Here is a 20,983-nt window from a genome sequence, read left to right on the forward strand (position 1 = left end):
GCAGGACATCGCGACAGGATCGCCCGCCGCGTCAGGCGGCACAAGACCCGGCGGCGCCACAGTTGAGTTTGCCGGGCAAAGCGCCTATTTCGGCGAGGAACACCGGCCCGCACGGGCGACCGGCCGCAGCAAAGGAACCCGACGTGGCGAACCACCTCTATCAGAATGACCTGCCCGACGGGCTCGACCTTGGCCCCGTCGTGGCCATCGACTGCGAAACCATGGGGCTGCACCCGCATCGCGACCGGCTGTGCGTGGTGCAGATGTCGGGCGGCGACGGCAATGCGCATCTTGTGCAGGTGGCCAAAGGGCAAACTCAGGCCCCGAACCTGTGCCGGATGTTGGAAGACCCAAACGTTCTGAAACTGTTCCATTTCGGGCGCTTCGACATCGCGGCGATGTTCAACGCCTTTGGCGCCCTGGCCGCGCCGGTCTATTGCACCAAGATCGCCAGTCGGCTGGTGCGCACCTATACGGATCGGCACGGGTTGAAGAACCTGACCTCGGAGCTGATCGGTGTCGACATCTCCAAGCAGCAGCAGATGAGCGATTGGGGCGCCGACAAGCTGAGCAAGGCGCAGCTCGATTATGCCGCCTCGGACGTGCTGTACCTGCATCGGTTGCGCGCGGCGCTGGACAAGCGGCTGGCCCGCGAGGGGCGCAGCGAGTTGGCGCAGGCCTGTTTCGATTTCCTGCCCGCGCGGGCGCGTCTGGATCTAGAGGGATGGCCCGAAACCGACATCTTTGCGCATTCATGAGTACGGATTTTCAGGATATCGCCCGCCGGGTCATTGCGACCGAGGTTGATGGGCTGCGGCAATTGTCCGAGGGGCTGGATGACAGTTTCGACCGTGCGGTCGAGACCCTGCTCAAGGCGAAAGGCCGGGTCGTGGTCAGCGGCATGGGCAAATCGGGCCATATCGGGCGCAAGATCGCGGCGACGCTGGCCAGCACTGGCACGCCGGCACAATTTGTCCACCCGGCCGAGGCCAGCCATGGCGATCTGGGCATGATGGCGCAGGGCGATGTGGCGCTGGTGCTGTCCAATTCCGGCGAGACGCCGGAGCTTGCCGATCTGGTCGCCTATACCCGTCGCTTTGCCATTCCGCTGATCGGGGTGGCAAGCCGGGCCGAGTCGACGCTGTTGAAGCAATCCGATGTGGCTCTGGTGCTGCCGCAGGCGGAAGAGGCCTGTAATACCGGCATCGTGCCCACCACCTCGACCACGATGACGCTGGCGCTGGGCGATGCGCTGGCGGTGGCGTTGATGGAGCATCGCAAGTTCACCCCGGCGCATTTCCGCGAATTTCACCCCGGCGGCAAGCTGGGCGCGCGGCTGAGCAAGGTGCGGGACCTGATGCATAGCGACCTGCCGATCGTGCCCAGCGGCACCGCGATGGGTGAGGCGCTGCTGAGCATGAGCCAAAAGGGGTTTGGCGTGGTCGGCGTGACCGATGCGCAGGGCCGGTTGCGCGGCATCATCACCGACGGCGACCTGCGTCGCAATATGGAGGGGCTGTTGTCCTTGACGGTGGATCAGGTCATGACGGCGGACCCGCGCACCATCGGACCCGATGCGCTGGCCGAGGAGGCCGTGGCGCTGATGACCTTGCCCAGCCCCCGGATCACCTGCCTGTTCGTGGTTGATCCGGCGGGCAATGGCCGGGCCGAGGGGTTGCTGCATATCCATGACTGCCTGCGGGCCGGTCTGGGGTAAGCTGACGCGATGGACAGGTATTCACGCTTTGTGGCCTATCTGAAGGTCATCCTGCCGCTGGCGGCGCTGGCGCTGTTGTCGACGCTGTTCCTGTTGTCGCGGGGCTCTGATCCCGAGGTGACCCTGCCCTTTGCCCGCAAGGATATCGAGGAGCGTGTGCGCGCCCAGCAAATCACCGCGCCGTTCTTTTCCGGCACCACGGCGGACGGCGACGAGATTACCGTCAGCGCCCGGCTGGCGCGCCCCTTTGGCAGCGGCGGGCTGGCCGAGGCCGAGGAGTTGCACGCGCGGATGAAGATGGCGCAGGGCGGGTTGATCGTGCTGCGCTCGAACAGCGGCGCGGTCGATCCGGCCACTGACGCGGCGCAGTTTATCGGCGGCGTCGAAATCACCACGTCGACCGGCTTTGTCGTGCGGACCGAACGGCTGGACGCCACCATCGGCACGTTTCGCGCCAGCACCCCTGGCGAGGTGCGCGCGCTTGGCCCGGTGGGGGATCTGACCGCCGGACAAATGGAGATCGGGGCGAAAAACCCGGGCGAACCGATGCATATGGTTTTCAAAAACGGAGTGAAGCTGATATACGACCCCCAAAAACCCCCGGAGCAATAACAGTTGTCGTATCTTCGTGTCCTTTTTCTGTGCCTTCCTGTTGTTCTGAGCGCTGGCGCGAGCGCCGCTCAGGGAACCACGGTCGCGTTTGGCGCGACGCCGGCGGACCCTAGTCAACCCGTTGAAGTGACAGCCGAAAACCTTGACGTGAACCAGGCCGATGGCTCGGCCGAATTCGCCGGGGATGTGCTGGTGATTCAGGGCGAGATGCGGATGTCCGCAGACCGGGTCTTTGTGGTCTATGATCGGGAGGCCAGCCGTATAGCCCGTCTGGAGGCGAGCGGCGGGGTGGTGTTGATAAACGGTCCGGACGCGGCGGAATCCGACAGCGCGGTCTATAGCATCGACAGTGGCGTAATCGTGATGACCGGGAATGTGCTGTTGACCCAAGGTCCCAGTGCCATGAGTTCGAACCGGATGACCGTGAACCTGACCACGGGCACCGCGCAGATGGCCGGTCGGGTCAAGACGATCCTGAATCCGACTCCGCGTGGCGACGACTGATGCCCCCCCCCGACCTGACCGTGACCGAGGGCAACTTGGGCCTGCGTGTGGAGCGGGTGCGCAAATCCTATCGCAAGCGGGTGGTGATCCGGGACGTGTCGATGGAGCTGGGCCGCGGCGAGGTGGTGGCGCTGTTGGGCCCCAACGGATCGGGCAAGACCACGACATTCTATGCCATCGCCGGGCTGGTGTTCCCCGAGGCGGGGAGTGTGACGCTGGACGGGCAGGCGGTCACTGCGCTTCCGATGTATCGCCGCGCGCGGATGGGTATTGGCTATCTCCCGCAAGAGATGTCGATCTTTCGCGGGTTGAGCGTTGAGGATAACATTCTGGCAGTGCTGGATATTTCAGAGCGTGATCCGCATGCGCGGCGCGAACGGCTGGAAGAACTGCTGTCGGATTTCTCGATCGAACATCTGCGTCGGGCCCCGGCGCTGGCGCTGTCGGGGGGCGAACGCCGCCGGGTCGAGATCGCCCGTTGTCTGGCCGCCGATCCGAAATATCTGCTGCTCGACGAACCCTTTGCCGGGGTCGATCCGATCAGCGTCGGCGATATCCGTCATCTGGTGGCCGATCTGAGAAAGCGCGGCATCGGTGTGCTGATCACCGACCACAATGTGCGCGAAACGCTCGAGATCGTCGATCGCGCCTATATCCTGCATGACGGGCAGGTGCTGATGTCGGGCACCCCGGGCGAGGTAGTGGAGAACGAAAACGTTCGCCGCGTCTATCTGGGCGAGGGGTTCCGCATTTCGTGATCGCCCAGAGGGCGCGAGTCTGGATTGTCCGGCGGGCGCGAGTCTGGCCGCGAACAGGGCAGAATGCACGACCTGTTTTTATGCATTTCGATGCTGCGGTACGTTGACTCTTGGGCCGCATCTCGCCTCAAATGGAACCATGGTACGCGTGCAGTTCAATGCAGTTCACAAACCGGCCTTGGCCACAGGAGTCGGTGCAGCGCAACAGCCCGCGATGCCATTTCCCATCACCCGCAACTAATACAGGCCGGGTCAACCGGAGTGGCGGGTGTAAAATGAAAAGGAGAGCACATGCGTTACCAGATCAGCGGAAAACAGATTGATATTGGCATGGCCCTGCAAAATCACGTGCAGGAAGAATTGGACGTCGCGGTCAAGAAATACGCCGAGCGTCCGACCGATGCCAACGTGGTTTTTTCCCGGAGCGCGCATGAATATGTTTGCGAGGCGACGGTCCATCTGTCGACCGGGATGACGGCGAGCGCCAAGGCGAGCGCGACTGAAATCTATGCCGCCTTTGATGCCTGCCGAGACAAGATGGAAAAACAGCTGCGCCGGTACAAGCGGCGGCTCAAGGACCATTACCGCGACCGGCCGGAACCGGTTGAACTTTTTGGCGCGTCCTCGTATATCCTCGCCGCGGGCGAACAGACCGAGGAGGCCGAGCCAGAAACACTGCAGCCGATCATCATTGCCGAGATGGAGACAAAGATCGCGTCTCTTAGCGTTGGCGAGGCGGTGATGCAGATGGAGCTGACGGGTGCCCCGGTTCTGGTGTTCCGCAACGAGAAGAAGAATGGGGTCAACGTCGTGTATCGCCGCGACGACGGCAATATCGGCTGGATCGACCCGCAGTCTGACGGTTAATGGACAAAAATGCCCAAAGCGGCGCCAGAGCGGAGCAATACATTGATGGCCCTTTCGAGTATCCTCAAGCCTGAGGCTGTGAAGGTATTTTCCGCGGCGTCCAGCAAAAAGCGCCTGTTTCAGGAAATCGGCGATGTCGCCAGCGGTGCGTACCAGCTGGATCCGCAAGACACCGTCGAAGCGCTGCTTGAACGCGAAAGCCTTGGCCCCACTGGTGTGGGCCATGGCGTCGCCCTGCCACATGCGCGGATGCCGGGGATCGATGCCGTGATCGGCATATTCCTGATGCTGGAAAAGCCGATCGACTTTGGCGCGGTGGATCGCCAGCCGGTGGATATCGCTTTTGCGCTGTTCGCGCCTGAAGAAAGCGGCGTCGAACATCTCAAGGCACTGGCGCTGGTGTCGCGGACGTTGCGCGACCCGGCCCTGTGCATCAAGCTGCGTGCCAACCCGGATGCTGCCACGCTGTACACCCTGCTGACCGAAGCGCAGCCCGTCGCGGCCTGACGTCTTGCCTGAGCCGCAGTGACGCTGCGGCTCAGCTTGCCTTCCAGGGGCCGAATCCGAACATCATGTAATCCCGCTGATAGATCTCGGAGACCAGCGCCTCAAGCGCGGGGTCATAGATGGCGTCAAGCGCGATGGGGGTCTCTGCCAGCGGCTGTGGCGGGGGCGGCGGCGCGTTGTGGCCCACGCGGCGCGCCAAATCGGGCAGCAACTCGCTCAGCTCTTCCTCGCGCAGCACCAGATCGGGGGCGGCGAACTCGGCAAAGCCGGACAGCGCCTGTGCCTGACTGCCCCAGGCGGTGTCGCAGCGGATCGCGGTCTGGCCAGCCAGATTCATTTTGACGAAGGCGAGAAACCCTTCAAAGCCGGCGCGGTGTTCTTGCGGGGTATAGCCGCTGTCAGGGCTGGATTTCGGGATTGGCAGCTTGAACTTGCGGCGCAGCGTGTCGCGGATCTGGCGCAGGCTGCCCGGACCGTCGTTAAGGATACGGGTGCAGAACACGTGATGCGCCCGCGCCACCGGATGGCGCAGCACGGTAAAGCTGCGGTGTCCGGGGTTGCGGCGTTTCCACTGGCGCAGATCCTTCTGGGTCATCTTGCTTGGCAGCGCCTCGGGCGCGATGCCGTCCAGCGCGGCCAGCCATGCGGCGATCTCGGCCTCGGGACCGCCGCGCAGGGGCATGTACAGCAGCGGCGTTTCGGCTGCGGCCAGATAGCCGGGCACCGATGGCCCCCGGCGCGGTTCGAAATTGGGCGTTCGGGTCAGGTTGAAGCGGTCAAGCCCGGCCAGCGCCGCCGTCATCTCGTCCGGGTTGGTGACCTTGTCGGTGGCCGGGGCCGGGTTCTGTGGCTTGAGGCTTTGATCCAGTTTGTCGAGTCGCGCCGCGACCCCCAACCACTGTGCCAGCCCGTTCATCACCGCCAGATCCTGAAGATCCTCATAGGCGAGATAAAAGGCGGTTTGCCCGCTGGTCTGAAGCCGGTTCAGGAGCTGTTGCTGAAACGTTTGCAGCGCCTCGACATGCTGCGCGAATTCCTCGGCATCGAACCGCGCCGTCGCGGCCTTGCGCCGTTTCACATCCGTCAGCTTCCACTGCCCGGTTTCCTGCGCGATCTTCCACGACAGATAGCTGTCGAGCGGATTGCGCGTCAGCACGATCTTGGCACAGCGCGGATCATCAAGCATCCCGTCGAGCACGCGCGGGTCGTGATCGTGGAAATAGCGAAAGCCCCCCAGCACCCCCGCCTGATCGCGGATGGCGGCAATCAGGCGCTGGGGGTCGTCATCGCGCGCCGCGCGGTTGACGCCAAGGATGTCGTCGCGGTTGGGATAGCCGATGAAATGAGGATTGAACGCCTCGCCATGACAGGCGACGCCGTCGAGCGCATTCAGGTTCGTCTCAAGAAAGTTGGAGCCTGTGCGCATCTCGGCAACGACGGTGAAATAGTCAAAGTCAGACATGCCAGATCACCTTACCAGATAGGGTTTTCGGGTGGGGATCGAGGGGGGTGTCGGCCCTTGCTCCACCGGGAAGTCACCCATCAGATAGGGGTGCATCCCTTGGTTCTTGAGGTTTTGCAGGAATTGCCCGAACCCGGCCAGATCGACCATCTTGGGCGCTTCGGCAAGATGGCGCGGCGCGGCGGCGCCCAGCTCGCTCAGGATGGCTTGCAACGGCTCCATCGGCGCCTCGATGAATTCGGCCATGTTCCAGATGCGGACACGCGCCTTGACCTGGGTCGAGCGCAGGATCTCCAGATGTTTGCTTTCGATCCGCTGCAGGCGGGCGGCTTCTTTGCGCAGATCGGTGAAATTGCTGTTGGAGCGGAACAGCGGCACCGCCCATGCGCCCGAGATGACCGAGACCTGCGCATTGGGATCGCGGGCGATGGTCCAGTTGATTTTCTGGGTGTCGCGCGGGCCGAACTGGAAACATTGCCGTTCGCCCCGGGTGTTCCAGATCAGGCTGGTCAGAAAGGCGACCGGGTCATAGTCGCGCTTGAGCGCGCTGTCACACAGCGTGCCGTTGATCACCTTTTGGCCACCGGAAAATTCGACCCGTTCGGGGGCAAAGAGATGGCCGTGCACCCGCGCACCTGTGGCGCGCGCCAGCCAGGTCTCGAAATTCTCGAACAGTTCGGCAAAGCCCTGAAACACGGAATAGGGCGTTGCGGTTAGCCCGTTTTCCCAGCCCGGATTGGGGAACCGGCTTTGCATGTAAAGCCCGGGCCGCCCGCGCGTGCGCCGGTCCACCGCCTTGGCAAAGATGCGGTCGATCTTGCCGGGGTTGGGTTCGGCCCGTTTCATCGCGCCATCGCTGTCGGTCAGAAACGCCTGATACAGCCGATTGGCGCGCGGCCAGATCTTGCGTGCGACGAAACAGTCCGAGCGGCGCAGCAATTGCAGGTGATCGTCGTAAAAGATATGCGGCTTGCCCTGAAAATCGAACTTCGACAGCGTCAAGGACCGGCTTTCGATCTTGGTCGCATAGTGCCGTGCAAGGGTCTGGAAATAGCTTTCGTCGGGGATCCAGACGCGGCGGAAGTAGCGTTCATAGCTGGCGCGGGCAGGGTCTTCGAGGATTGCCGACAGGGTCTGTCGCGTCAGGCACCACCACTGGCTGCCCATATGCGGCACCAGCCCGGCGGGGATGCGGCGTTTGAAGCCGATCTTGCGCTGGATCTCCACATATTTGTCGAACAGTGCCCGCTGTCGTTTCCACGAGAAGGGAAAGCGCAGGGTGAAGCGTTCGGCGTCGAGCCCGCCCACGGTCCAGGGCACGTCCGCTGTGGTCACGCTTTCGATGAAATCGGTGCGTGGGCGGGCGGCGAGGTAATCGATCAATTCCTGCACCGGGCGCAGCGGCAGGCAGGAGCCCGAGGCAAGGTAGACGTGGCGCACATCCGCAAACTGCTCCAGCATCAGCTCGGCGGCCTCCTGAGTTGCCGCCACGATCCCCCAAGTGCCCCATTCGCAGCGGTGGCGCGGGCTGAGCAGGATGCCGGGATCGTCCGACAGGGCGGTCTTGAACCGCTGATAGGTGATGCGCGCGACATTCTGGTCGACATGGATCACCACCGGGCAGCCAGCCGCGCGCCAATGCCGCGCCACCTGTTCGGCCCGGTGCAGCGCGGTGTGCACCAGCATGACGATGCCGACGCTCATGCCCAGTTCCCCTTGGACATCAGGCCAAGGATCTCAAGCTGGCGCCAGTTGATGTATTTCTCGGACCATTTGCACCACAGTTCGGGGTCGTCCTTGAGGCTTTCGGCATAGGCGCGATATTCGAGCGAGGCGGCATAGTGCTGCTTGCGCTCCATCTCCTCGGCGGCCTTGGTCGAAAAGGTGTCGAGAAACTTGGCATGCAGCAACACGCCGCTGGCCTTTTCGCCGCCCCATTCGTCATAGGTCTGGTTCAGCCCGCGCGGCAGCAGCATATGGGTCGAGCTGACATAGGTGTACTTGCGGTCCCATTTCACCAGCGGGATCTTGTTCAGCGCCGGGGCCTTGGCCGGGGCATCGGCAAAGAACACCCGGCTGCGCGGTCCGCCCTGAATCCACAGGTTGTCATAGCGTTTGTTCTTTTTCAGGGTGTAATTGCCGCTGTCGAACCAGCGGGCGATGTCGATCGGGTTCTGTCCCTCTTGATAGGGCTGCGCATCAAGCCGCCCCTTGGGGTACATGTCCAGCAGCATCGCCGAGAAGGATTTGATCGACGAGGCATCAAGCCAGTCGGTCAACGCGCGCAAGGGGCGGGTGTCGCAGAACGGGTAGATCAGGAATTCGTCCGGATCGACCACAAGGCACCAATGGCCATGGCCGTATTTACGTTGCAACCAGTTCAGCCAGTCGACCCCGAAGCGGGCGCGTTTGTACCCGGCGCGCGTATGCCAAAGCGACACGTCGTCCTGATCGCGTAGATACGCCACCGAGTCATCGCTGCTGTCGTTGTCGACGATCACGAAGTGATTGACGCCTAGGTCGCGGTAATAGTCGAGGAAATAGGGCAGGCGGATGCGTTCATTGCGTTGGGTGCAGAACAACAGGATGTCGCCGCGCTGAATGGCGCCGGTGCGGTTCGCAACAGGGGTCAGTTCGCGCCGCTTTCGGAACGCACGGATGCGCCAGCGTTTCCGCTGCACCCGCAGGCGATATGTCTGCCATACGCCCAAAGCGCGCCCTTTTCACCCAATTGCAGGTTCCGTCCCTTCAGCGCCTATCAGGTTAACCTTAAGACGATGTTGAAGTGGTCCTCCCAACTCGGGGGGACAAATCCTGCGTTACTTGCTGCCTCTCGCGGTGCGCCTGGACCCATTGACAGGGCCTTGACGGCACTGAGCCATTGATACCGCTCAGAGTCTTTTACGTAAACTGGAATGTTCCCCAGGATTTCGCGGATAGAGGGCAAATCATTGCTGATCACCGGCACCCCCAGCGCCACCGCCTCGATCGGCGGCAGGCCATAGCCTTCGGCGTGGCTGGGAAAGAGCAGCCCGCGGGACTGGATCAGCAGCGCGGCGATTTGTTCGTCGCTCAGCCCCGACATTTCGCGGATCGGGCTATCGTGGGGCAGGCGGTCGAGCCGGTTGAAGACGGCCTCGTTGGCCCAGCCGCGCGCACCGCACAGGATAAGACCGGGGCGGTCTGCTGCCTCGCCCATCTCGTCCCAGAGATCGAGCAGCAGATCATGGCCCTTGCGTGGCTCGATGGTGCCAAGCACCACGAAATAGGCGCGCGCCGGGTCGATCCCCGGCGGCAGCTTGCCCGGCAGGGGACGCGGCACACCCAGATGCGCGATCACCCCGGCTGGCACCGGCCCCCAAGCACTCATCTGCTGTTCGGCGCGCGTGCAGGTATCGGCGGAATTGTAGATGATCAGGTCGGCATGGGTGCGGACCCGACCCAACATGGCGTGGAAGATATCTGGCGTGCCGGGGCGCTGATACTGTGGAAATTCAAGCGGGATCACGTCATGGACCAGAACCGCGATACGTCCCGCCCCGCCCCGGCGCACTCCGCGCAGCGTGCGCGCGCTCAGGTTGGAGTGGCCGACATTGAGATAGGCAAAGCCATCGGGCAGATGCCGCCGCAGCATCCGGGCAAGCGCCATGGGGCGACAGCGGGCGCAGGCGGCGCGGCGCAGGTCGCTTTCGGCGCGGCGTATCTGCGGCGGCAGGTGCCGGGCCAGTCGTGACAGCAGATCGGCGCGCCCCCAGTCGCGGGTCCCATCAAGGCGCGCGGCGATATCGGCGATGCCGGTCGCGTCCAGCAGAACATAGCCATAGGCACTGCGCGCCAGTGCGAACAGCGGCACAGGCGTGCGCAGCAGGTGATGCAGATAGGCCAGTTCGACCCGGTCGATGCCGGTCGGACGCCGCCCCGCCCGGCGGATCAGCCGGGTGAGGTCAAGCAGGCGCGCAGGTGGGTGGATCTGCGGACTGGTATGTTCGGGACTGGGCAGTGCGGGCTCCTCCATGCGATGGTGGTCTTCTGGGCCAGTCGAAGTTTTGTCTATTGGGCGGCTTTGTCGAGCGGGGTCACTTTGGTGCGTTCGAGCGGAAAAATCACCTTCGTTCCATTTTTGCGCATTGCTCACCCCCCAACAGAACCAGTCTTTCCAACGTGGTGCATCTTTACACCGCAATGGGCCTTCGCAAATGGGGCGAAAGCGGATTTTCGCGCCATCCTGCGGATTTCACGACAAGGCTCAGGTCGCGGCATCGAACCCACGCAGGCGGCTGACACGCTTGGCTTCGGCCCGGATGCGACCGGCAAAGGACCAGAGGCGGATCAGCGGCTGGCTGCGGTCGCTTTTGCCCCAAAGACCGCCGGTCTGTTCCCAGATCCCCTCGTCGGTAAAGGCAACCCGGTGGAACAGCGCGCTGGGCGAGAACCGGAACACGGTGACGCGGTTGCCTGCTGCGCGCTCAGTGCGCGCCGCTGTGCGCAGGCGCTGGCGTGACCACGGGCGGCCGGTCAGCAACACCGAGCGCGCCTGCGGGCGCTGCGGGAACGGCAGGAACGGCGCGGTTGGATCGGGCAGCGGTGACAGCGGCTTCGATGCCCGCGCAAGTCCGTCGGCATACCCGGCGTGCAACCCCGCCATCAGCCGCCGCACATCGCGCGGCTCCAGCCGACCGGCCACCATGTGGCGCAGGGCGCGGCGGCGCTCGCTGGCCTGAATATCGGCCCAGACCTGTGCACGGCGCGCCTTGGCGCAATGGCGGCCAAGGAACACCGCCCAGCTTGCGCCGATTTCGCTAAGGTCGCGCGGGGCGCGGTCGGCGCGCCGCGTCGCGCTGGCGTCAAACCCGTGATGCACCTGCGCCAGTGGCGCCAGCGCGGTCACGGCCCCGCGTTCGGCCAGACGCAGGTTCAGATCGGTTTCGTCGAGGAAAAAGCGATAGCAGGGATCGAACCCACCCAGCGCGGCGAGGGTTGATCTGCGAAAGGCCATATTGGTGCCCTCGGTCTTGATCGCGTGGCCCGGCGCGGCTCTCAGCAGTGTGATGCGCGCGGGGTCGAGGGGCAGCGGGGTTTCGCGGCCCGCCGCGTTCACCATCGCGCCACGCGACTGGAACGAGATACCGTTGCGCCCGCGCACAAAACCGCCCGCCGCCACCACGGCGGGATCGCGAAACCCGGCCACAAGATGCAAAAGCCAAGTTGGTTCGGGCACGGAATCATCGTCGATAAAGGCCACGATCGCGCCCGCCGCCGCCGCGATCCCGGCATTGCGCGCGGCCGAGATGTTGGCCGCGTCGAAGGCGATCAGTTTCACATGCGCGGCGGCTGGCACCCCGGGCAGCGCGGCGCGCCCGGCGGCGTCTGCTACCACCACCACCTCGAACGGGTCATAGCGCAGTTGCGACACCCCGAGCAGGCAGCGGCGCAGGGCGTCGGGGCGGCCCCGGCTGACGATCACGACAGAGACCGTCAGCGCGCCGCTCATGCGACGCCCATTTGCGCCATCATCGCCTCGATCCTTGCGACGTCTTCCGGGTTGTTCAGCTCCCAGAATTGCCGCCCGCGCGACTCTACCTCGACGCAAAGGATCCGGTGGCCGTGTTCGATGAAGCGGAGTTGTTCCAACCCTTCGAGCTGCTCCAGCGGTCCGGCGGGCCAGCGCGGATAGGCCCCCAGCGCCGAGGGGCGATAGGCATAGACGCCGACATGGTGGAACACCGGCGTCTGCGTCGCCGTGTCGGGATAGCGCGCGGGGGTATAGGGGATCACCTCTTTGGAGAAGTAGAGCGCGTGGTTGTCCTTGGTGAACACGGCGGTGGTGCCCCCCACGCGCCCGGCCTTGCGGTCATCGAGAAACCCGTTCAACGCCCGCCCGTCGCAGCGCAGCACCGGGGTGGCGACCTCGGACATCGGATCGGCCCGAAGACCCGCGATCAGCTCTTCGACGAACCACGCCGGTGTCAGGGGCGCATCGCCTTGCAGGTTGACCACGATGTCAAAGTCGCCGCCAAGCGCATCCAGCACCTCGGCGCAGCGTTCGGTGCCGTTGGCGCAGTCCGAAGAGGTCATCACCACCTCGGCCCCGAACGCTTCGGCGGCGCTGCGGATGCGGTCATCATCCGTGGCGACGACCACCCGGTCCACGCCCTGCACGGCGCAGGCCGCCTCCCAGCTGCGCTGGATCAGGCTTTTGCTTGCGCCCGAGGCGCCCTTGAGTTCGACCAGCGGCTTGCCGGGATAGCGGGTCGAGGCAAAGCGCGCCGGGATGGCGACCAGAACCGACATTACGCCTGCTTCAGCACGACGCCCGGGGCATGGGCGATGAAGAACGGGTTGGCATAGCCTTCCTTGCCATAGGTCAGCGGGGTGTGATCGTCGAACCGCACCACTTTGCCGCCCGCGCCCAGCAGAACCGCATGGCCGGCGGCGGTGTCCCATTCCATGGTGCGCCCGACGCGGGGGTAAAGATCGGCCTCGCCGGTGGCGACCAGACAGAATTTCAGCGAAGAGCCCGCGCTTTTGCTGTCCTTGACCGCATATTTGTTGATGTAATCGTCGGTGGCCTGATCGCGGTGGGATTTCGACGCCACCACCAGCAGGGCGTCGTTGTCGCTGTCGGCCACATGGATCGGGCGGATCTCGCCCATCGTGTCGGGATCAAACGCGCCGGTTTCCTCGACCGAGGTGCCATCGGCGAGGGTAAAGAACATCCGGTTGCGATCCGGGGCATAAACCACGCCACGGGTGGGAACACCGGCTTCGATCAATGCGATATTGACGGTGAAATCGCCGCGCCGGTTGATGAATTCCTTGGTCCCGTCCAGCGGATCGACGATCAGAAAGGTGTCGCCGGACAGCTTGTGAGAGGCCGCCTGTTCCTCGGTCACCAGCATAACATCGGGGAAGGCCGCGCGCAGCCCGGCAGAGATCAACGCGTCGGCTGCCTCGTCCGCTGCGGTCACCGGGCTGTCGTCGGATTTGACCTTCACTTCGAAGTCGTCGGAGTTGTAAATCGCCATGATTTCCGCCCCCGCTTCGATTGCGAGTTTGCGGATAACTGGAATTAAGGCATCATATTTCACAAAAAGGCTCCATTTTTGCGCCGGGTTGCTGCTAAATCTGATGCCACTTATGCTGCGGATAGTGCCGAACGGCAAGAATTCCGTGGCAGACCGAAACAGAGTCACAAGGCCGAGGTCGAATGTTCCAACAGCACATGCAGCGATCAAAATTGGCCGGCGCGATCACGATCCTTGAGTTGATCTTTCACTCGGTCGTGCGCAGCGTGCGGTCGGCGCACAACAATGCCTTTCTGGCCATCGGCAAGAACATGTTGCAGGTGGTCGTCTTTGTGCTGGCGTTCTATGTGATGTTCTCGGTGTTGGGCTTGCGCAAATCGGCGGTGCGGGGGGATTTCCTGCTGTATGTTATGTCGGGCATCTTCCTGTACATGTGCCACACCAAGGCCGTCGGCGCGATCGTGCGGTCCGAGGGGCCGAACCATCCAATGATGCAGCACGCGCCGATGAATACGGTGATCACCATCACCGCTGCGGCGCTCGGGACGCTATATATTCAGGCGCTGACCATGTTCGTGATCCTGTTCGTCTATCACGTCGCCTTTACCCCGATCACCATCAACCAGCCGCTTGCCGCCTTTGGCATGGTGCTGTTGTCCTGGTTCACCGGATGCGCGGTGGGGCTGGTGCTGTTTGCGGTGCGCCCGTGGTTCCCCACGGCGGTCAGCCTGATCTCGACCATTTACCAGCGCGCTAACATGATCGCCTCGGGCAAGATGTTTCTGGCCAATACGCTGCCCGCTTTCATGCTGCCGATCTTTTCATGGAACCCGCTGTTTCATACCATCGACCAGTCGCGCGGCTTTGTCTTTCTCAATTACAACCCGCTGAACAGCAACTGGCACTATGCCCTATGGGTTGGCATTGTGCTGGTGATGGTCGGTCTGATGGGCGAATTTTATACCCGTCGTCACGCGTCGGTAAGCTGGGGTGCGCGGCGCTAAGGCGGCGCGTTCACTCCACCACCCGCAGCGTCAGGTTCAGCCGCCCGCCCCGGGGCAGCAGGCGCGAGGATTTGAAGCGGATCCGATCCACCCCATGATAGCTGAGCCGAGCAGGACCGCCCATCACCACGACATCGCCCGAATTCAGCCAGAGCGATTCCGTGCGACCGCCCCGGGTGGGATTGCCGATGCGAAAAAGCCCGTCATCGCCCAGACTGACCGACACCACGGGATAAGAGAAATCCGCCTCGTCCTTGTCCTGATGCAGGCCCATCCGCGCGCCTTCGCCGTAATAGTTGATCAGACAGCAATCCGGGGTCCGCGCCAGCCCGGTAAGGTCGTGCCAGATCGCCAGAACCGGATCCGGGATCGCTGGCCAGTCGATGCCCTTGGGATGTTGCGCCGCATAGCGATAGCCGGTCTTGTCCGCGATCCAGCCCAGTGCCCCGGCCGATGTCATGCGCACCGACATCGGCTTGCCCAGTGGCGTTTCGGGGGTGAAGGGCGGGGCCGCTTTCAGTACCGGACGCAGCGCTTCGATCACCGCCGCCTGAGCCGCCGGTGACAGATAAGATTTCCGGATCACGAAATCGCGGACGAGCAACCGCGTCATCTCAACACTCCCTTTGATGTGCCAATTGATGTGCCAAACTCTGGAAACACCCGCGAAAAACCTTCACGGATTCGTGAAATCCACCCACCAAGGATGGTTGCAGGGTCTTTTCCCGCTCCCTATATACGCCGAGACGCGCGACAGACCATCGGCGCGCCACATCATCGGGGCCGGGATGCCATAACGGGTTCGGGTCTCGGGTAATCGCCTTGAACATCAAAAGGGATCGAAACGCATGAGCAAAGTTATTGGGATCGACCTTGGGACCACAAACAGCTGTGTCGCCATCATGGACGGCGCGCAACCCAAGGTTATCGAAAACGCCGAAGGGGCCCGTACGACACCGTCGATCGTCGCCTTTACCGATGACGAGCGGTTGGTTGGCCAGCCGGCGAAACGCCAGGCCGTCACCAACCCTGAAAACACCATCTTTGGCGTCAAGCGCCTGATCGGTCGTCGGGCCGACGACGCGCATCTGGCCAAGGACAACAAGAACATGCCTTTTGCCGTGGTCGATGGCGGCAATGGTGACGCCTGGGTCAAAGCCAGGGGCGAGAAATATTCGCCGTCGCAAATCTCGGCCTTCATCCTTGGCAAGATGAAAGAAACCGCTGAAAGCTATCTCGGGGAAGAGGTCACGCAGGCCGTGATCACCGTGCCCGCCTATTTCAACGACGCCCAGCGTCAGGCCACCAAGGACGCCGGCAAGATCGCCGGGCTGGAAGTGCTGCGGATCATCAACGAACCGACAGCTGCCGCGTTGGCCTATGGTCTGGACAAGCAAGAAAGCCACACCATCGCGGTCTATGACCTTGGCGGCGGCACCTTTGACGTGACCATTCTGGAAATCGACGACGGTCTGTTCGAGGTGAAATCCACCAACGGCGACACCTTCCTGGGTGGCGAAGACTTTGACATGCGCATCGTCAACTATCTGGCGGAGCAGTTCAAGAAAGAGCATGGCGTCGACCTGACCAAGGACAAGATGGCGCTGCAACGGCTGAAGGAAGCCGCCGAGAAAGCCAAGATCGAACTGTCGAGCTCGTCGCAAACCGAGATCAACCAGCCCTTCATCTCGATGGGGACGGACGGTCAGCCGCTGCACATGGTGATGAAACTGACCCGTGCCAAGCTGGAAAGCCTGGTGAACGACCTGATCAAAGCCTCGCTCAAGCCCTGTGCCGCCGCGTTGAAAGATGCCGGTCTCTCGGCTTCGGACGTGGACGAGGTGGTTCTGGTCGGTGGTATGACCCGGATGCCGAAAGTCGTCGAAGAGGTGACCAAGTTCTTTGGCAAGGAGCCGCACAAGGGTGTGAACCCTGACGAGGTCGTGGCCATGGGCGCCGCCATTCAGGCTGGCGTTCTGCAAGGCGACGTCAAGGACGTGGTCCTGCTCGACGTGACCCCGCTGAGCTTGGGTATCGAAACCCTGGGTGGCGTGTTCACCCGGCTGATCGACCGCAACACCACGATCCCGACCAAGAAAAGCCAGGTCTTTTCGACTGCCGAGGACAATCAGGGTGCCGTGACCATCCGCGTGTTCCAAGGCGAACGGGAAATGGCCGCCGACAACAAGATGTTGGGCCAGTTCAATCTGGAAAACATCCCGCCGGCACCGCGTGGCATGCCGCAGATCGAGGTCACTTTTGACATCGACGCCAACGGTATCGTTTCGGTTGGGGCCAAGGACAAAGGCACCGGCAAAGAGCAGCAGATCACCATTCAGGCGTCGGGCGGCCTTTCGGACGCGGACATCGAGAAGATGGTCAAGGATGCCGAAGAAAACGCCGAGTCCGACAAGGCGCGTCGCGAGCTGATCGAAGCCAAGAACCAGGCCGAAAGCCTGATCCATTCGACCGAGAAATCGGTGGAAGAGCATGGCGACAAGGTTGACCCGACAACTGTCGAGGCGATCGAGCTGGCCTTGGCCGCGCTGCGGGACGATCTGGAAAAAGACGACATCGGTGCCGAAAAGATCAAGTCCGGCATTCAGAACGTGAGCGAAGCGGCGATGAAGCTGGGTGAGGCCATCTACAAGTCCAGTCAGGACGAGGCGGCAGCCGATGAACCGGCCGCGGCTGATGCGGGCCCCGCCGAGGACGATATCGTCGATGCCGAGTTTGAAGACTTGGACAATGACAAGCGCTCCTAAGGTGTAACACCGGGCCTCGGCGGGCCGGTCCGGGTTCCGGGCCGGCCCGCCGTCGTTCCGGCAAAAGGAAAAGACCGATGTCAAAACGTGACTTCTACGACGTTCTGGACGTGTCCAAGGGCGCATCGGCGGATGAGATCAAGAAAGCCTATCGCAAGAAGGCCAAGGAACTGCACCCCGATCGAAATTCCGATAATCCGGAGGCCGAGGCGCAGTTCAAAGAGGCCAACGAGGCGTACGAGATTCTCAAGGATGCCGAGAAGAAGGCCGCCTATGACCGGTACGGCCATGCCGCCTTTGAAGGTGGCATGGGCGGCGGCGGGCAGCGCCCCGGCGGCCCCGGCTTTGGTGGGGGCGATTTCTCCAGCGCTTTCTCGGATGTGTTCGACGATCTCTTCGGCGATTTCATGGGCGGCCAACGCGGTCAGAAACGCGCTACGCGCGGCTCTGACCTGCGCTATAACCTGCGGGTGACTCTGGAAGATGCCTATTCCGGCGTGCACAAGACCATCAATGTGCCCACCTCGGTGGCCTGTTCTGTGTGTGAGGGTTCCGGTGCCGAAGGCGGTGCCGAGCCGACCACATGTCCAACCTGTTCCGGCATGGGCAAGGTCCGGGCGCAACAGGGCTTCTTTACCGTCGAGCGCACCTGTCCGACCTGTTCCGGCATGGGCCAGATCATCAAGAACCCGTGCAAGGCTTGCGGTGGCGCTGGCCGGGTCGAAAAAGACCGCGCGCTGAGTGTGAACATCCCGGCCGGTGTCGAAACCGGCACCCGCATCCGGCTTGCCGGTGAGGGTGAAGCGGGGATGCGTGGCGGGCCGTCGGGCGATCTTTACATCTTTGTCGAGGTCGCGCCGCATGAGCTGTTCGAACGCGATGGCGTGAATCTGTATTGCCGGGTGCCGGTCAGCATGCTGACAGCGGCCTTGGGGGGCGCGATCGAGGTGCCCACCATCGACGGCGGTCGTGGTCGGGTGCAGATCCCGGCTGGCAGCCAGTCGGGGCGGCAGATGCGCCTGCGGGGCAAGGGTGTGCCCGCGCTGCGCGGCGGCGGATCGGGCGACATGTTCATCGAACTGGCGGTGGAAACCCCGGTGAACCTGACAAGTCGCCAGAAAGAGTTGCTGCGCGAGTTCGACGAGCTGAGCGAGGACAACAACCCCGAGAGCAAAAGCTTTTTCTCCTCGGTAAAGTCCTTTTGGGACAGCATGAAGGGGTGAGGGCCGTTCTGGAAAGGCTCCGGTGGAGCCTTTCAGGCCCGAACGGGCGGAGCCCCGGCCCCCTGCCACAGAGTACCCAAAGAAAAAGGCGCCATTGGCGCCTTTTTCCTTATTTACCCCATCGTTCCCTATCCCCCAGCCTCAGCACCCAAGGTCGCGCCCTCCCATTAACCCGGCGTTTACCCTCGCGGCGCATCCTGTGGCGATGACCCAACGGCACGCCTTTGATGAAGCTTCCGGCTCTCTTTTCGCCCCTGACGAGGCGCCAGAGATGGCATTGCCTGCCGGGCGGCTGCCGTCCTATATCCGCGACCATCGACAGCGGCTGCGCGACCGGTTCATGGCCGGGGGCGCGGCGGCGATGCCGGATTATGAGTTGTTGGAGCTGGTGTTGTTCCGCTCGATCCCGCGCCGCGACGTAAAGCCCTTGGCGCGCGCCCTGCTGGACCAGTTCGGTGATTTCAACCGCGTCGTCTCCGCCCCGCCGGAACGGCTGAGCAAGGTCGCCGGAATTGGCCCGGCGGTGATTGCGGATCTCAAGATCGTCGAGGCCGCCGCGCATCGGATGGCACGGGCAAAGGTCTTGAAAAGACATGTGATTTCAAGCTGGGACGCGGTTCTGGACTACTGTCACACCACTATGTCTCACCGCGACACCGAACAGTTTCGGGTGCTGTTTCTGGACACCAAGAACACGCTGATCGCGGATGAGGAACAGGCGCGCGGCACCGTCGATCATGTGCCGGTCTATCCGCGCGAGGTGGCCAAACGCGCGCTGGAGCTGAACGCCTCGGCGTTGATTCTGGTGCACAACCACCCCTCGGGCGACCCGAGCCCGAGCAAGGCCGATATCAGCATGACCGAACGGGTGCAGGACGCCTGCGCGGCGCTGGGGCTGACGCTGCACGATCACCTGATCGTCGGCAAATCGCGCGAGCTGAGCTTTCGCGCCGAGGGCTACCTGTAGCGGCTCAGCGTAGCCAGACTTCGACTCGCCGGTTCACCTGTCGGCCCCAGTCGCTGTCGTCGCAGGCCATCGGCAGGACCTCGCCAAAGGCCTCGACGGCCATCTCCACCCGGATCGCGCCGGGGGTCTGGGCCGCCGCCTGAACCGCGTCGCGCACCGCCTCGGCCCGCTTCAGGGCGATGCGTTTGTTGCCCTCGGCGGGGCCTTCGCCGTCACTGAAGCCGACGAAGAACAGCGTCCGGGCGTCATAGGCGCCGATTTCGATGGCGCGGGCGAGTTGGGTAATATTGGCGCGCGATTGGGCGTCGGGGCGGGTCGAGCCGGTTTCGAACCGGAACGACGTGGTCAGCCGTGTCAGCGGGCCCAGCGTGGCGATCATGCGCTGCAACTCACCCAGCGGCACCTCCTCCCCGGCAGAGGCGATGGCATTGGACAGCCGGTCGCCTTGGGCGTTCAACGCGATGCGCTCGGGGGCCTGATCGACAAAGCCCGCGCGCCGGATCACGATCTGTGCCGCCGGGCTTTGCACATAGAGCAGGAATTCGCGCGCCGCCTTGGGCAGACGCCGCGCCGGAAGATACAGGAACATGGGCGAGGTCAGCGGATAATCCTCGGTCTTGATGGTGCGGCGGCTGGCCGAAAGGGAAAATCCGCAAGCCCCGGTCAGGGTCAACGCCCGCGCGGTGCCGGTTTCGGCAAAGCTGGCAATGCCGATGGCAAAGGGATCGGCGCTGACCGCGCGGGCCAATGCGCTGCTGCGTGGATGGCGGGCGATCCCTTCGGCAAGGGTCAGCCCGGCAGGCCGCAACAGCATGTCCTCGACCGCCTGCGTCAAGCCGGAGCCGGCATCGGGAAGATGCAGGTCGATGGGCGCATCCGGGCCGCCCAGACCGGACCAATTGGTGATCTCCCCGGCAAAGATGCGGGCAAGGTCGGGGGTTGAGATGCGCTGAACGGGGTTGCCGCGCGCCACGACCGCAACCATCGCATCCAGTGCCAGAACCCGGCTGCGATTGCCGTCCGTCATGTCGCCCATGCCGGCCTCGAACGCGCGGGTCCGTTCCTCGGCGCGGATTTCGCGCAGGGCGAGCACGATATCGGCCTCATTGGCCAGAAGATCGGCAAAGCCCTCATCGGTATTGCTGGCGCGAAAAGTGAAATGCGCCAGCGCCGCACCGGTATTGGGATGGATCAGGCTATAGCGGAAATGGCTGTCGTCGATGGTTTCGCGGGCGGTGTGCCAACCGTTGCGCAAGGCGAATCCCTCGACCAGCGCGGGCAGCAGGACCTCGACCATGGTCGAGGAGCCCGACAGCGCCAGTTCGGCGACGTAGTCGGTCAGGCTGGGGCAGCCCGGTCCGCCACAGGACACGCCAGAGCCATCAACTGTAAGCTCTCCGAATTTGGTATCGACGCGATAGAATTCACCGTCGAACCCAAGAAGCGTGCCGGAAATTTCAACCGCGCCGTCGGGCGAGGACAGGGTGACATCCTGAGCCGCGAGCGGCCGGGCAATCGAAAAAAGAAAAAGTGCGGCGAAGACCGCCGCACGAGATAAATACATGTGAGACC

Annotated in this window: 20 protein-coding genes; 11 read left to right on the forward strand and 9 right to left on the reverse strand. The window is 63.3% G+C overall.

The window, feature by feature from the left end:
* Positions 1-143 precede the first annotated feature (143 nt).
* From E1B25_RS13240 to E1B25_RS13270, 7 genes are all read left to right on the forward strand, one after another.
* The gene (locus tag E1B25_RS13240) at positions 144-758 is read left to right on the forward strand and encodes a ribonuclease D (protein WP_132829991.1); all 615 of its coding nucleotides are present in this window, start codon (positions 144-146) and stop codon (positions 756-758) included.
* Positions 755-1,717 carry a KpsF/GutQ family sugar-phosphate isomerase gene (locus E1B25_RS13245; protein WP_132829992.1) on the forward strand — a complete coding sequence of 321 codons (963 nt, stop codon included), beginning with the start codon at positions 755-757 and terminating at the stop codon, positions 1,715-1,717. Before E1B25_RS13240 ends, E1B25_RS13245 begins: the two co-directional genes overlap by 4 nt.
* A gap of 9 nt (positions 1,718-1,726) precedes the next feature.
* Positions 1,727-2,329 carry a hypothetical protein gene (locus E1B25_RS13250; RefSeq protein WP_132829993.1) on the forward strand — a complete coding sequence of 201 codons (603 nt, stop codon included), beginning with the start codon at positions 1,727-1,729 and terminating at the stop codon, positions 2,327-2,329.
* 3 nt (positions 2,330-2,332) lie between these two features.
* Positions 2,333-2,833, forward strand: coding sequence for an LptA/OstA family protein (locus E1B25_RS13255; RefSeq protein ID WP_132829994.1), 501 nt, complete (start codon positions 2,333-2,335; stop codon positions 2,831-2,833).
* Entirely contained in the window at positions 2,833-3,591 is a 759-nt protein-coding gene (lptB, locus tag E1B25_RS13260) for an LPS export ABC transporter ATP-binding protein (RefSeq protein ID WP_132829995.1), read from the forward strand. The genes E1B25_RS13255 and lptB overlap by 1 nt, the downstream gene beginning before the upstream one ends.
* 291 nt (positions 3,592-3,882) lie before the next feature.
* Entirely contained in the window at positions 3,883-4,458 is a 576-nt protein-coding gene (gene hpf, locus E1B25_RS13265) for a ribosome hibernation-promoting factor, HPF/YfiA family (RefSeq protein WP_132829996.1), read from the forward strand.
* 45 nt (positions 4,459-4,503) lie between these two features.
* Positions 4,504-4,965, forward strand: coding sequence for a PTS sugar transporter subunit IIA (locus E1B25_RS13270; protein ID WP_132829997.1), 462 nt, complete (start codon positions 4,504-4,506; stop codon positions 4,963-4,965).
* A gap of 31 nt (positions 4,966-4,996) precedes the next feature.
* Here the strand turns inward: E1B25_RS13270 and E1B25_RS13275 are convergent, their stop codons facing one another.
* The 7 genes from E1B25_RS13275 to cysQ form a co-directional block, all read right to left on the reverse strand.
* Positions 4,997-6,427 (reverse strand): nodulation protein NodH, encoded by a 1,431-nt coding sequence (locus tag E1B25_RS13275; protein ID WP_132829998.1) that lies wholly within the window; start codon positions 6,425-6,427, stop codon positions 4,997-4,999.
* Positions 6,428-6,433: 6 nt separating this feature from the next.
* Entirely contained in the window at positions 6,434-8,131 is a 1,698-nt protein-coding gene (locus tag E1B25_RS13280; RefSeq protein ID WP_132829999.1) for a DUF5927 domain-containing protein, read from the reverse strand.
* A complete protein-coding gene (locus tag E1B25_RS13285) occupies positions 8,128-9,138 on the reverse strand; it encodes a glycosyltransferase family 2 protein (RefSeq protein WP_132830000.1) in 1,011 nt (336 codons plus the stop codon). The genes E1B25_RS13280 and E1B25_RS13285 overlap by 4 nt, the downstream gene beginning before the upstream one ends.
* Before the next feature lie 47 nt (positions 9,139-9,185).
* Positions 9,186-10,442, reverse strand: coding sequence for a glycosyltransferase (locus E1B25_RS13290; RefSeq protein WP_132830001.1), 1,257 nt, complete (start codon positions 10,440-10,442; stop codon positions 9,186-9,188).
* A 231-nt stretch (positions 10,443-10,673) separates the two neighbouring features.
* Entirely contained in the window at positions 10,674-11,918 is a 1,245-nt protein-coding gene (locus E1B25_RS13295; RefSeq protein ID WP_132830002.1) for a glycosyltransferase family 2 protein, read from the reverse strand.
* Positions 11,915-12,718: a 3-deoxy-manno-octulosonate cytidylyltransferase gene (locus tag E1B25_RS13300; protein ID WP_132830003.1), complete on the reverse strand. Its 804-nt coding sequence runs from the start codon at positions 12,716-12,718 to the stop codon at positions 11,915-11,917. The genes E1B25_RS13295 and E1B25_RS13300 overlap by 4 nt, the downstream gene beginning before the upstream one ends.
* Positions 12,718-13,515 (reverse strand): 3'(2'),5'-bisphosphate nucleotidase CysQ, encoded by a 798-nt coding sequence (cysQ, locus tag E1B25_RS13305; RefSeq protein WP_132830004.1) that lies wholly within the window; start codon positions 13,513-13,515, stop codon positions 12,718-12,720. The genes E1B25_RS13300 and cysQ overlap by 1 nt, the downstream gene beginning before the upstream one ends.
* Before the next feature lie 119 nt (positions 13,516-13,634).
* Between cysQ and E1B25_RS13310 the strand changes: the two genes are divergently transcribed.
* The gene (locus E1B25_RS13310; protein WP_132830005.1) at positions 13,635-14,456 is read left to right on the forward strand and encodes an ABC transporter permease; all 822 of its coding nucleotides are present in this window, start codon (positions 13,635-13,637) and stop codon (positions 14,454-14,456) included.
* A gap of 10 nt (positions 14,457-14,466) precedes the next feature.
* Here E1B25_RS13310 and E1B25_RS13315 read toward each other — a convergent pair whose 3' ends face one another.
* A complete protein-coding gene (locus tag E1B25_RS13315) occupies positions 14,467-15,069 on the reverse strand; it encodes an alpha-ketoglutarate-dependent dioxygenase AlkB family protein (RefSeq protein WP_132830006.1) in 603 nt (200 codons plus the stop codon).
* 235 nt (positions 15,070-15,304) lie between these two features.
* On the opposite strand from E1B25_RS13315, the gene dnaK reads away from it, so the two are divergent.
* From dnaK to radC, 3 genes are all read left to right on the forward strand, one after another.
* Entirely contained in the window at positions 15,305-17,221 is a 1,917-nt protein-coding gene (gene dnaK / locus E1B25_RS13320; protein WP_132830007.1) for a molecular chaperone DnaK, read from the forward strand.
* 77 nt (positions 17,222-17,298) lie between these two features.
* A complete protein-coding gene (dnaJ, locus tag E1B25_RS13325) occupies positions 17,299-18,444 on the forward strand; it encodes a molecular chaperone DnaJ (RefSeq protein ID WP_132830008.1) in 1,146 nt (381 codons plus the stop codon).
* A gap of 205 nt (positions 18,445-18,649) precedes the next feature.
* Entirely contained in the window at positions 18,650-19,411 is a 762-nt protein-coding gene (gene radC, locus E1B25_RS13330; protein WP_132830009.1) for a RadC family protein, read from the forward strand.
* Between the two features lie 4 nt (positions 19,412-19,415).
* Here radC and E1B25_RS13335 read toward each other — a convergent pair whose 3' ends face one another.
* Positions 19,416-20,975, reverse strand: coding sequence for a phosphate ABC transporter substrate-binding/OmpA family protein (locus E1B25_RS13335; RefSeq protein WP_132830010.1), 1,560 nt, complete (start codon positions 20,973-20,975; stop codon positions 19,416-19,418).
* Positions 20,976-20,983: the final 8 nt, after the last annotated feature.

Source organism: Antarcticimicrobium sediminis (assembly GCF_004348975.1).
GTDB classification, from domain to species: Bacteria; Pseudomonadota; Alphaproteobacteria; order Rhodobacterales; family Rhodobacteraceae; genus Antarcticimicrobium; species Antarcticimicrobium sediminis.

What these genes read in the sequence shown, in the direction of transcription:
- E1B25_RS13290 (WP_132830001.1), bottom strand. Translation starts at nt 10,442, where the DNA reads ATGGAGGAGCCCGCACTGCCCAGTCCCGAACATACCAGTCCGCAGATC.
- E1B25_RS13270 (WP_132829997.1), top strand. Translation starts at nt 4,504, where the DNA reads ATGGCCCTTTCGAGTATCCTCAAGCCTGAGGCTGTGAAGGTATTTTCC.
- dnaJ (WP_132830008.1), top strand. Translation starts at nt 17,299, where the DNA reads ATGTCAAAACGTGACTTCTACGACGTTCTGGACGTGTCCAAGGGCGCA.
- E1B25_RS13315 (WP_132830006.1), bottom strand. Translation starts at nt 15,069, where the DNA reads ATGACGCGGTTGCTCGTCCGCGATTTCGTGATCCGGAAATCTTATCTG.
- E1B25_RS13335 (WP_132830010.1), bottom strand. Translation starts at nt 20,975, where the DNA reads ATGTATTTATCTCGTGCGGCGGTCTTCGCCGCACTTTTTCTTTTTTCG.
- E1B25_RS13310 (WP_132830005.1), top strand. Translation starts at nt 13,635, where the DNA reads ATGTTCCAACAGCACATGCAGCGATCAAAATTGGCCGGCGCGATCACG.
- E1B25_RS13250 (WP_132829993.1), top strand. Translation starts at nt 1,727, where the DNA reads ATGGACAGGTATTCACGCTTTGTGGCCTATCTGAAGGTCATCCTGCCG.
- lptB (WP_132829995.1), top strand. Translation starts at nt 2,833, where the DNA reads ATGCCCCCCCCCGACCTGACCGTGACCGAGGGCAACTTGGGCCTGCGT.
- dnaK (WP_132830007.1), top strand. Translation starts at nt 15,305, where the DNA reads ATGAGCAAAGTTATTGGGATCGACCTTGGGACCACAAACAGCTGTGTC.
- E1B25_RS13300 (WP_132830003.1), bottom strand. Translation starts at nt 12,718, where the DNA reads ATGTCGGTTCTGGTCGCCATCCCGGCGCGCTTTGCCTCGACCCGCTAT.
- hpf (WP_132829996.1), top strand. Translation starts at nt 3,883, where the DNA reads ATGCGTTACCAGATCAGCGGAAAACAGATTGATATTGGCATGGCCCTG.
- radC (WP_132830009.1), top strand. Translation starts at nt 18,650, where the DNA reads ATGACCCAACGGCACGCCTTTGATGAAGCTTCCGGCTCTCTTTTCGCC.
- E1B25_RS13280 (WP_132829999.1), bottom strand. Translation starts at nt 8,131, where the DNA reads ATGAGCGTCGGCATCGTCATGCTGGTGCACACCGCGCTGCACCGGGCC.
- E1B25_RS13275 (WP_132829998.1), bottom strand. Translation starts at nt 6,427, where the DNA reads ATGTCTGACTTTGACTATTTCACCGTCGTTGCCGAGATGCGCACAGGC.
- E1B25_RS13295 (WP_132830002.1), bottom strand. Translation starts at nt 11,918, where the DNA reads ATGAGCGGCGCGCTGACGGTCTCTGTCGTGATCGTCAGCCGGGGCCGC.
- E1B25_RS13245 (WP_132829992.1), top strand. Translation starts at nt 755, where the DNA reads ATGAGTACGGATTTTCAGGATATCGCCCGCCGGGTCATTGCGACCGAG.